Origin of the sequence: Streptomyces hirsutus (assembly GCF_001418415.1) — a bacterium.
GTDB lineage: Bacteria > Actinomycetota > Actinomycetes > Streptomycetales > Streptomycetaceae > Streptomyces > Streptomyces hirsutus.
The window spans coordinates 1-9329 of record NZ_LIQT01000288.1 but is presented as its reverse complement, the minus strand read 5'-3'; the positions used below and the strand labels follow the sequence as shown (position 1 = coordinate 9329).

The window sequence follows — 9329 nt, the reverse complement described above, 5'->3', positions numbered from 1 at the left end:
GGGAATGAGCGTGCGGTCTCGCGGGCGGGCACGTCGAACCGTCCGGCCGCCGCCTCCTGACGCCCGTCCACCGCCCCTTCGGGACCGTGGACCGCTGCCGTGCCGAAGGGCGCCACGGCAGCGCTGTACGGCACCGCCACCCCCGTTCCCGCACCGGCCGCGGTCACCGCGCCCGCCACCACCCCGAGGGTGATGCCCGCGCGCAGGGCGAGCCCCGCCCTCGTCTCTCTCACTGCACACATCCATGGAGCCACGACGGTGACCTCCCGCACCGGCCGGTGCCCGTTCGCACCGTCGGCAAGATGGACCGGATGGACCCCCACAGGCTCGCATTCCCGCGCACCCCCGGCATTCCGGATTCCCCCAGTCAGGGGGACGGCCGGGGAGCCGGTCAGGGGGCCCCGGAGGTGTGCGGCGGGCGTACGAGAGAATGGCCTCATGGAGATGCCGAGGAACGAACGGTCGCCGGACAATCCGCAGGTTCTGGTCGTCGGCCAGGACGGGATGGCGCTCGGCGGGGGCACGGGGGACGAGGACTCCCGCGAGGTCCCGGTGACGGAGCAGGTGGAGCAGCCCGCGAAGGTCATGCGCATCGGCAGCATGATCAAGCAGTTGCTGGAGGAGGTGCGCGCGGCTCCCCTGGACGAGGCCAGCCGGGTCCGGCTCAAGGAGATCCACGCCAGCTCGGTGAAGGAGCTGGAGGACGGACTCGCGCCCCAGCTGGTCGAGGAGCTGGAACGGCTCTCGCTGCCCTTCACGGACGATGCCACCCCGAGCGACGCCGAACTGCGGATCGCGCAGGCCCAGTTGGTGGGCTGGCTGGAGGGCCTCTTCCACGGCATCCAGACCACGCTCTTCGCCCAGCAGATGGCCGCGCGCGCCCAGCTGGAGCAGATGCGCCGAGCCCTTCCGCCGGGCGCCGGTGACGGCGGAGCCGAGGAACCCCCCTTGGGCGGCCGCTCGGGCGGCCCCTACCTGTAGTCGTCCCCGAACCGTTTGGGCAGGACGGGCGAAAGGGGCCCGGCTTCGAAGCCGGACCCCTTTCGCCCGTCCTGTGTTCTTCGTACCTCGCCCTGTGTCCTGGGGTGCTCAGGTCTCCCCAGGAGCCCAGGAGCCCAGGAGCTCAGCCGGTCGGCGGGTTGCCCGTGGAGACGTCGAGCTGGATCTTGGGCATGTCCTCGGGGTCGACGTCCGTACCGGCGGCGGGGAACTGATTCATGATCGCGCCTTCGCCGTACGTGTTCTCGTCGACGTTCCGCACGTCCAGGTCCCAGCCGGCGGCCTGGAAGCATTCCTTGACCGACTTGATGTACTTGAACTTCAGCTTCGGGAGCCGGATCTTGTCCTCGTCGTTGTAGGACTCCTCCGGATCCGTGCACTCCTCCGAGTCGATCGTCTTGGACGGGTCGGGCCCGCGGTAGCCGGCCGCCTTGGAGGCCGCCGCCGACACCGACGCGCTGACGCCCGGGTCGCCGCCCTTGTCGTTCTCGTCGCCGCCGCCGTTGGCCAGCAGCGCCGCGACCAGGCCGCCGACGGCGAGGACGGACACGGCGATCGAGCCGATGAGCACCGGCTTGTTGTTCCTGCCGCCGCCCGGTCCGCCCGGTCCGCTCTGGGGCGACAGGTTGTACGGCGGCGTCGACGGGCCGCCCGGATGCACGCCGTACGGGGGGTGGGGTGTCGCGTAGCCGCCCTGCGGGGCGCCCTGCTGCGGATAGCCGTACGCCGAGGCGGGGCCCGGCGCGAGCGGGGTGCCGTACGGGTTCGGGGTGTGCTGCTGGGGCGGGCCCGGCGTGTACGGCGTCTGGACGCTGCCCGGGGCCGCCGGCGCCGACTGGTCGACGGGCGGGAAGACCGCGGAGCCGACGCCCGAGCCGCTCTGCCCGTGCGGGCCGGGGACGATGCTCGGCGGGGCCGCCTGGAAGGACTGGCTCACCCGCAGGCACTCGCCGCGCATGGCTTCGGCGCTGGGGAAACGCTCGTTCGGGTTCTTCTTCAGCGCGCGGGTGATCAGCGCGTCCACGGCCGGGGGCAGCGAGCGGTTGACCGAGGAGGCGAGCGGCGGCTCCTCCTGCACGTGCGCGTACGCGATGGCCAGCGGCGAGTCGGCGTCGAACGGGATCCGTCCGGTGACCAGTTGGAAGAGCATGATGCCGACCGAGTACAGGTCGGAGCGGGCGTCGACGCCCCGCCCGAGCGCCTGCTCGGGCGAGAGGTACTGCGGGGTGCCGACGACCATGCCGGTCTGCGTCATCGAGGTCACGCCGGACTGCATGGCGCGGGCGATGCCGAAGTCCATCACCTTGACCACGCCGCGCTTGGTCATCATCACGTTGCCCGGCTTGATGTCCCGGTGGACCAGGCCCATCTCGTGGCTGATCTCCAGGGCGGCCAGCACGTCCGCGGTGATCTTCAGCGCCTTGTCGGCGGGCATCGCGCCCTGCTGCCGTACGTCCTCGTCGAGCACGGAGCCCAGCGGGCGGCCCTCGACGTACTCCATGACGATGTACGGCGTCGTCATGCCGTCCACATCGTCCTCGCCGGTGTCGAAGACCGAGACGATGTTGGTGTGCGTGAGCTTCGCCACGGACTGGGCCTCGCGGCGGAAGCGTTCGCGGAAGGCCTGTTCCCTGCCGAGTTCCGTGTGCAGGGTCTTGATCGCGACCTGACGGTCGAGCACGCTGTCGTACGCGAGGTGGACGGAGGCCATGCCGCCCTGGCCGAGCAGGTCCCGCAGTTGGTAGCGGCCGCCGGCCAGCGCCCGCCCCGTGTTGTGGCCCTGTGCGCCGTCCTGGCTCATGTTCCGCGTCCCCCGTAGCCTCTCCGGCGCTGCTGCCGTCGGCGACCGATTCCTCGTAGATCTTCTGCGCTCTACCCGGCCAAGTCTGCCCCAGGCCCCCGACACGTCAAGCGTGGGGCCCGTTCCGTGACCGTACGGGAGGGAAGCGTCGCGGAAGCGTTACAGGGGACGTGAGGCGGGTGCACGGAATTTGCACGACGATATGGATTGCGGGTTTCATGGCCGGTCCGTCTCATGCCCGTTCCTGGCAGCCCGTCCCGGACCGGAGGTCGGTGTGAAGGCTGTAGCGTGGCCGACGGAGACCGTGACAACACCGCGCGCACCGCGGGCAGAAACGACGGCGAGGACTGATGGCACAGCAGCAGCGCGCTCAGGGCCCGTCCGACCCCGAGGCGACTGGCGGCGGCATGTCGGACGCGCCGGACAACTGGGGTAACGGCGGACTTGTGGGCGACGGCCGTTACCGGCTGACACACAGGCTCGGTCGGGGCGGCATGGCCGAGGTGTTCGCCGCGGAGGACGTGCGGCTCGGGCGGACGGTCGCCGTCAAACTGATGCATTCCGATCTCGCCGAGGACCCGATCGCCAAAGCGCGTTTCACACGCGAGGCGCAGTCGGTGGCCGGTCTCAACCACCACGCGATCGTCGCCGTGTACGACTCCGGTGAGGACATCGTGGGCGGCCAGGCCGTGCCGTACATCATCATGGAGATCGTCGAGGGCCGCACGATCCGCGATCTCCTGATCAACGCCGAGGCGCCCGGCCCCGAACAGGCGCTGATCATCGTCTCCGGCGTCCTGGAGGCGCTGGCCTACTCGCACCAGCACGGCATCGTGCACCGTGACATCAAGCCCGCCAACGTCATCATCACGGACAACGGTGCCGTGAAGGTGATGGACTTCGGCATCGCCCGCGCGCTGCACGGCGCGTCCACGACGATGACCCAGACCGGCATGGTCATGGGCACCCCGCAGTACCTCTCGCCGGAGCAGGCGCTCGGCAAGGCCGTCGACCACCGGTCCGACCTGTACGCGACCGGCTGCATGCTGTACGAACTGCTGGCACTGCGGCCCCCGTTCACCGGTGAGACGCCGCTGTCCGTGGTCTACCAGCACGTGCAGGACATCCCCACGCCCCCGTCGGAGGTCTCGGACGCCAGCCCGCCGGAGCTGGACGGGCTTGTCATGCGCTCACTCGCCAAGGAGCCGGACGACCGGTTCCAGACGGCCGAGGAGATGCGCGGGCTGATCCAGTACGGGCTGCAGATGCTCTACGACCAGGGCGGCCACACCGGCACCTGGAACACCGGTCCGGTCGACATGCACGACGGCGGGCGCACCCCGGCGGCGGGTTTCGCGGGCACGACGGCGATGCCGCACCCGGACGCCTCCAGCACCGCGGCCATCCCGCAGCCGATTCTCCCCAACCGGTACGGCGGCGGGGACGACGGAGGTTTCGAGGGCGGCGGCAACCGGGGTGACGGCCGCGGAAAGCTGTGGATCATCGCGGTGCTCGCGGTGATCGCCGTCGTCGCGGGTGTCGCGCTGGCGCTGAACGGCGGCGACGGCACCGAGAACGACAAGGACCCGTCCAAGTCGCCCTCCTCCTCGCAGAGCAGCGAGAAGGAGAAGCCCAGCGCGTCACCGGACGAGGACGACACCTCCGAGGAACCGGAGGTGCCGAACACGAACCCCGGCACCGGCACCGGCTCCGGAGGCGGCGGCTACGTCCCGCCGTACAACCCGGACCCGGCCCCGACGCAGAGTCAGCCGCAGACCGAGGAGCCGACGGGCGAGCCGACGGGCGAGCCGACCACGCCGACGGAAACCGAGCCGGAGAACCCGCCGGAGTCGCCGTCGGTGCCCGACCCGGGGGAGGGCGGCGACGAGGGCGGCACGGAGAACGGCGGCGTGGTGGGCGGCGACACCGCCGCGGTCACCGGCGGCTGACCACCGGCCATCGACGACGGACCACGGATCTCGGATCTCGGGTCACGAGTCGCGGAGCACGGAACACGGGGCGGGCCCTGAGCCCGCCGTCTCGCCCCGCGCGGAGCACCTCCGCGCGGGGCGACGCCGTGCGCGGGCCCGCCGGGGCCCGCGCCGTGCCCGGCGCGGTGGAAGCCCGCCTCACCCCGTGAACGCCGCGCGCACCGCGTCGTACTCCCGGCTCCACCACACCACCAGGGCGGCCGTGGCCGGGAACTGGGAGTCCGCGCGGGTGTCGTCGCGCTCGTAGTGCCAGCGGAGCATCCAGAAGTCGTTGAGGCGCTCCCACCACACCCGGTGCACCGCCGCGGCGAGCTGGGCGGGCGTGGCCCCCGCGCCGCGCCGGTACGCGCGCGCGTAGGACCGTACGCGCGGCAGGTCGAGGGTGCCCGAGGGCCGCACGAAGAAGATCGCCGCGGCGCGTACGGCCTCCTCCGCGCGGGGCTGTACGCCGAGCCGGTCCCAGTCGACGATCGCTGCGGGCGCGCTCCCCCGGTACAGCACGTTGAACGGGTGGAAGTCCCCGTGCACCCATCCCACCGCGTCCCCGCGCGGACGCGGAGGACGCCGGCCGGCGTGCCGCTCCAGAAGGGTCCGTCGTTCCAGGAGCCGGCGGCGGGCGAGGGCGTCGAAGGAGTCGGCGGGGCGGTGCCGGTGGACGCGGCCGAGCAACTCGTCGATGAGGGTGAGGGTGTCGGCCGGGTCGGCGCTCTCCGCCGGAGCGCCGTGGGTCCGCGCGTGGGCCGGCATCACGCGTTCCAGGCCGGCGTGGACCGCGCCGAGCAGTGCCCCGAGCCGTGCGCACTGTCCCGGCGTGAGCTGCCCGCCGTGCCGGTGCCGTCCGTCGATCCAGGGATGCAGGGCGTACGCGTGCCCGCCGACCACGGCGACCGTGCGCCCGTCCCGGGCGGGCAGCGGCGGGGCCACCGGCACGCCCAGGTCGGCCAGGCGCCGGGTGGCGCGGTGCTGGCGGACGATCGCGGCCGGATCGGCGGTCTCGGGGTCGAAGTGGTGCTTGAGGAAGTAGCGGCCGCGGGTCGTACGCAGGCGGTAGCCACGGTTGAGCAGGCCCTCGTCGACGGGCTCGCAGGTCACCGCGGAACCGGCGGCGTACCGGCGCAGCAGAGCGCCCAAAGGGGGCGCGCAAGGAACAGGGGGTAGTACACGTAAGGGCGACACGCGCCAGATGCTAGGGCACCGCGCGGGCCCGTGAACTGTGCGTTGTCACAGCCAGTCATTTCCAGTCGCACTGTGTGCTTGATCCGCCTCGGGTGGGAGCCGGACGGAGTGCCGGGCGGGCGTCCGGTGGAAGTGCGGCAGGAGCCCGGCGGGACGCCGGCCCGCCGCAGGGCGCGCGCGGGACACGACCCTTCCCGAGTCCGGGGTCGGCGGGATAACGTGCCGTTGCTCCGGCCTCCTGCAAGGCTGTGACCAGCGCGCCTTTCCAGCCTTTCCGATTTACTTGGAAATCCAAGCAAAATCCCAGGTCAGGAATGGTTTCCCAGAAATGCGGCGCACTGGGTAACGTGCCATGTGCAGGTCGCTCGCCGGGGCGCCTGTCACGCCTGTTCCCGGCCGAGCGGCACCCACCCCGTGCCCGTGGTCGAGAAGAGGTGAACCTCCCCCAGGCTTCGACGAGCTGGAGGGGGACCCCAGACCTACCGGCAATCCCGGGGGTCGGACCGACGGAGGAGCACACGTGACCGTGGAGAGCACTGCCGCGCGCACACCGCGACGCAGCGCCGGAAGTGACGCCGGCGCCACCGGCGCCCAGCGCACCACCAGCACCACCGCCAAGAAGGCGGTCCCGGCCAAGAAGGCGACCGTGGCCAAGAAGGCATCCGCGGCCAAGAAGGCATCCGCCGCGAAGAAGGCCCCGGCGGCCAGGAAGACCGGCGGCACGAAGCCGCGGAGCGCCGAACCCCACCTCGTACAGCTGCTGACGCCCGAGGGCGAGCGGGTCCGGAACGCCGAGTTCGACCCGTACGTCTCAGGCGTCACTCCCGAGGAGTTCCGCGGCCTGTACCGCGACATGGTGCTCACCCGCCGTTTCGACGCCGAGGCCACCGCGCTCCAGCGCCAGGGCGAGCTGGGCCTGTGGGCCTCGCTGCTGGGCCAGGAGGCGGCGCAGATCGGCTCCGGGCGCGCGCTGCGCGACGACGACTACGTCTTCCCCACCTACCGCGAGCACGGCGTCGCCTGGTGCCGCGGGGTGGACCCGACCAACCTGCTCGGCATGTTCCGCGGCGTCAACAACGGCGGCTGGGACCCGAACAGCAACAACTTCCACCTGTACACGATCGTCATCGGCTCCCAGGCGCTGCACGCCACGGGCTACGCGATGGGCGTCGCCAAGGACGGCGCGGACAGCGCGGTGATCGCCTACTTCGGCGACGGCGCCTCCAGCCAGGGCGACGTGGCCGAGGCCTTCACCTTCTCCGCGGTCTACAACGCCCCGGTGGTGTTCTTCTGCCAGAACAACCAGTGGGCGATCTCCGAACCGACCGAGAAGCAGTCCCGCGTCCCGCTGTACCAGCGTGCGCAGGGCTTCGGCTTCCCGGGCCTGCGGGTGGACGGCAACGACGTGCTGGCGAACCTCGCCGTGACCCGGTGGGCCCTGGAGCGGGCCCGCGCCGGTGAGGGGCCGACGCTGATCGAGGCGTTCACCTACCGCATGGGTGCCCACACCACCTCCGACGACCCGACCCGCTACCGCCACGACGACGAGCGGGCCGCCTGGGAGGCCAAGGACCCGATCCTGCGCCTTCGCCGCTACCTGGAGTCCGCCCACCACGCGGACGAGGGATTTTTTGCGGAACTGGAGATCGAGAGCGAGACGTTGGGCAAACGAGTGCGCGAAGCGGTCCGTGCCATGAAGGATCCGGACCACTTCGCCATCTTCGAGAACGCGTACGCGGACGGACACGCCCTCGTCGACGAGGAGCGGGCCCAGTTCGCCGCCTACCAGGCGTCGTTCGCCGACGCGGACGGGGGGAAGTGACATGGCGGAGACCGTGACATTCAAAAACATGGCCCTGGCCAAGGCGATCAACGAGTCGCTGCGCCGCGCCCTGGACACGGACCCCAAGGTCCTCGTCATGGGTGAGGACGTCGGCAAGCTCGGCGGCGTGTTCCGGGTGACGGACGGGCTGCAGAAGGACTTCGGCGAGAGCCGCGTCATCGACACCCCGCTCGCCGAGTCGGGCATCGTCGGCACGGCGATCGGCCTCGCCCTGCGCGGCTACCGCCCGGTGGTCGAGATCCAGTTCGACGGCTTCGTCTTCCCGGCGTACGACCAGATCGTCACGCAGCTCGCGAAGATGCACGCGCGGTCGCTGGGCAAGGTGAAGCTCCCGGTCGTCGTGCGCATTCCCTACGGCGGCGGCATCGGCGCGGTGGAGCACCACTCCGAGTCCCCGGAGTCGCTGTTCGCGCACGTGGCGGGCCTGAAGGTGGTCTCGCCGTCGAACGCGTCGGACGCGTACTGGATGATGCAGCAGGCCATCCAGAGCGACGACCCGGTGATCTTCTTCGAGCCCAAGCGGCGCTACTGGGACAAGGCCGAGGTCAACACCGAGGCGATCCCCGGCCCGCTGCACACCGCGCGCGTGGTCCGTGAGGGCACCGATCTGACGCTGGTGGCGTACGGCCCGATGGTGAAGCTCTGCCAGGAGGTCGCGGACGCGGCCGCCGAGGAGGGCCGCTCCCTGGAGGTCCTGGACCTGCGCTCGGTCTCCCCGCTCGACTTCGACGCGATCCAGGCGTCGGTGGAGAAGACCCGCCGTCTGGTCGTCGTCCACGAGGCGCCGGTGTTCTTCGGTTCGGGCGCGGAGATCGCCGCGCGGATCACGGAGCGCTGCTTCTACCACCTGGAGGCCCCGGTCCTGCGGGTGGGCGGCTACCACGCCCCGTACCCGCCGGCCCGCCTGGAGGAGTCCTACCTCCCGGACCTGGACCGGGTGCTGGACGCCGTCGACCGCTCGCTGGCGTACTGAGGGAAAGGGAGGGTCGTGACGACGATGACGCAAGCGCCCGTCCGTGAGTTCAAGATGCCCGACGTGGGCGAGGGACTGACCGAGGCCGAGATCCTCAAGTGGTACGTCCAGCCCGGTGACGCGGTCACCGACGGCCAGGTGGTGTGCGAGGTCGAGACGGCGAAGGCGGCCGTGGAGCTCCCCATCCCCTACGACGGGGTGGTCCGCGCGCTGCACTTCCCCGAGGGCACCACGGTGGACGTGGGCACGTCCATCATCGCGGTGGACGTCTCGGGCGGAGCCGCCCCGGAGGCGGAGGCTCCCGCGGCCGCCCCGGCCGCTGCTGCCGTACCCGCTGCTGCCGTACCCGCCGAGCAGCCGGCGGAAGCCGAACCGACGGCGGTGGGTTCGGGCCGCCAGCCCGTGCTGGTCGGCTACGGCGTGGCGACGTCCGCGACGCGCCGCCGCCCGCGCAAGACCGCCCCGGACGGCTTCGCCCAGCAGGCGGTGGCAGGGGTCCGGACGGAGCTGAACGGCCACGCCCCGGCCGCCCCGGTACCCGCCGCC

Annotated in this window: 8 protein-coding genes; 5 read left to right on the top strand and 3 right to left on the bottom strand. The window is 71.7% G+C overall.

Going from position 1 to position 9329, the window contains the following annotated elements; all coding sequences use genetic code 11:
* Nucleotides 1–233, bottom strand: a 233-nt coding sequence (locus tag AOK11_RS21450) for a hypothetical protein (protein ID WP_157869410.1), incomplete at its 3' end; no start/stop codon positions are given.
* A gap of 205 nt (nucleotides 234–438) precedes the next feature.
* On the opposite strand from AOK11_RS21450, the gene AOK11_RS21445 reads away from it, so the two are divergent.
* On the top strand, nucleotides 439–981 hold the full coding sequence (locus AOK11_RS21445) for a bacterial proteasome activator family protein (RefSeq protein ID WP_055595352.1): 543 nt from the start codon (nucleotides 439–441) through the stop codon (nucleotides 979–981).
* Nucleotides 982–1123: 142 nt separating this feature from the next.
* Here the strand turns inward: AOK11_RS21445 and AOK11_RS21440 are convergent, their stop codons facing one another.
* Nucleotides 1124–2800: a protein kinase domain-containing protein gene (locus tag AOK11_RS21440; protein ID WP_055595351.1), complete on the bottom strand. Its 1677-nt coding sequence runs from the start codon at nucleotides 2798–2800 to the stop codon at nucleotides 1124–1126.
* A 350-nt stretch (nucleotides 2801–3150) separates the two neighbouring features.
* Between AOK11_RS21440 and AOK11_RS21435 the strand changes: the two genes are divergently transcribed.
* On the top strand, nucleotides 3151–4749 hold the full coding sequence (locus AOK11_RS21435) for a protein kinase domain-containing protein (protein WP_055595350.1): 1599 nt from the start codon (nucleotides 3151–3153) through the stop codon (nucleotides 4747–4749).
* Nucleotides 4750–4929: 180 nt separating this feature from the next.
* On the opposite strand, the gene AOK11_RS21430 is transcribed toward AOK11_RS21435, so the two are convergent.
* The gene (locus tag AOK11_RS21430; protein WP_055595349.1) at nucleotides 4930–5967 is read right to left on the bottom strand and encodes a phosphotransferase; all 1038 of its coding nucleotides are present in this window, start codon (nucleotides 5965–5967) and stop codon (nucleotides 4930–4932) included.
* A 520-nt stretch (nucleotides 5968–6487) separates the two neighbouring features.
* Here AOK11_RS21430 and pdhA point away from each other — a divergent pair.
* The 3 genes from pdhA to AOK11_RS21415 form a co-directional block, all read left to right on the top strand.
* Nucleotides 6488–7789, top strand: a complete 1302-nt coding sequence (pdhA, locus tag AOK11_RS21425; RefSeq protein ID WP_055595348.1) for a pyruvate dehydrogenase (acetyl-transferring) E1 component subunit alpha — start codon at nucleotides 6488–6490, stop codon at nucleotides 7787–7789.
* A gap of 1 nt (nucleotide 7790) precedes the next feature.
* Nucleotides 7791–8783, top strand: a complete 993-nt coding sequence (locus tag AOK11_RS21420) for an alpha-ketoacid dehydrogenase subunit beta (RefSeq protein WP_055595347.1) — start codon at nucleotides 7791–7793, stop codon at nucleotides 8781–8783.
* Nucleotides 8784–8798: 15 nt separating this feature from the next.
* Nucleotides 8799–9329 (top strand): biotin/lipoyl-containing protein (locus AOK11_RS21415; RefSeq protein ID WP_338058935.1); only part of this gene is annotated, 531 nt, incomplete at its 3' end.

Coding starts and splice junctions, on each gene's coding strand:
- AOK11_RS21445 (WP_055595352.1), top strand. CDS start 439: ATGGAGATGCCGAGGAACGAACGGTCGCCGGACAATCCGCAGGTTCTG.
- AOK11_RS21440 (WP_055595351.1), bottom strand. CDS start 2,800: ATGAGCCAGGACGGCGCACAGGGCCACAACACGGGGCGGGCGCTGGCC.
- AOK11_RS21435 (WP_055595350.1), top strand. CDS start 3,151: ATGGCACAGCAGCAGCGCGCTCAGGGCCCGTCCGACCCCGAGGCGACT.
- AOK11_RS21420 (WP_055595347.1), top strand. CDS start 7,791: ATGGCGGAGACCGTGACATTCAAAAACATGGCCCTGGCCAAGGCGATC.